Source organism: Cellulomonas sp. ACRRI, from assembly GCF_022346185.1.
Classification (GTDB): Bacteria; Actinomycetota; Actinomycetes; order Actinomycetales; family Cellulomonadaceae; genus Cellulomonas.
The window spans coordinates 1-1,102 of record NZ_JAKRMS010000266.1; the positions used below are offsets into that span (position 1 = coordinate 1).

Sequence of the window (1,102 nt, forward strand, 5' to 3'; positions counted from 1 at the left end):
GTCCTCGCGGGCGTCGGGGCGGTCGGCGGCCCGGTCGCCCGCGGCCTGGTCGTGGCCGCGCTGGTCGGCCGCGCGTCCGTCGCCGGCCGGCCGTCGTCCGCGCCCGCCGCGTCGCCGTCGCGGGCGCCCGGGTGCGGCGTCGCCGCCGTCGCCGCTCGCGGGAGGCGGAGCAGGCGCGGGGCTGGTGGGGTCGGCGGCTGTCATCGGCGGTCCATTGTCACCGCACGGGGGCGGCGGACGCGATCTCGATTCGCGCAGGGCGATCACGCGCCCCAGTCGCGCCCCGCCCGCGCCCGCCCGCGCCCGCCCGCTTGCGCCCGGACGTCGAGATAGGGCCCTCGCACCGAGGTAGGACCGTGGACGGTCCTACCTCGCGCGGGAGGCCCTATCTCGACCTGGAGGGGACGGTTCGCGGTTAGCTCAGCGCACGAGCGCGTCCGAGATCGCCAGGCGTCCTGTCAGGCGGATGTCGTCCGAGGCCGCGCCGACCAGGACCGGGATGGTGCCGGTCGGCGTGCGCCACTCGTCCAGGTCGACGTCCCAGTAGGACAGCGACTCCGGGCTGAGCGTCACGGTCACGGCCTGCGTCTGGCCCGGAGCGAGCGTGACGGTGCCGAAGCCGGCCAGGGACACCGGCGCGCTGCTCACCCGGCGGGTCGGCAGGTTCCCGACGTAGACCTGGACGGTCTCGGTCCCCGCGACCGCCCCGGTGTTGCGGACGTCCACCGTGGCCTGCAGCTGCGTGCCGCCCTCGGGGCCGGGGACGGCCGCGGTGCGCAGGTTGGTGTACTCGTACGAGGTGTACGACAGGCCGTGCCCGAACGCGTACTGCGGGGCGATGCCGTTCTCGGCGTAGCCGCGGTACCCGACGAAGATGCCCTCGCTGAACTGCTGGTCCAGCCCGTCGCCCGGGTACTGCGACGGGTCGCTGACCGGCGTGGACGCCTCGTCGACCGGGATGGAGACGGGCAGCCGGCCGGACGGGTTGACGTCGCCGAACAGGATCCCGGCGATCGCTGCGCCCTGCTCCTGCCCGCCGAACCAGTTGTGCAGCACGGCGCCGACGCCGGCGTCCCAGTCGGACGTCTGCACGACGCTGCCG

1 protein-coding gene is annotated in these 1,102 nt (G+C 75.6%); it reads right to left on the reverse strand.

Annotation, left to right across the window (positions count from 1 at the left end; translation table 11 throughout):
- Positions 1 to 420: 420 nt before the first annotated feature.
- Positions 421 to 1,102: glycoside hydrolase family 3 C-terminal domain-containing protein (locus MHY85_RS21080; RefSeq protein WP_239200427.1), on the reverse strand; the 682-nt coding region annotated here is incomplete at its 5' end.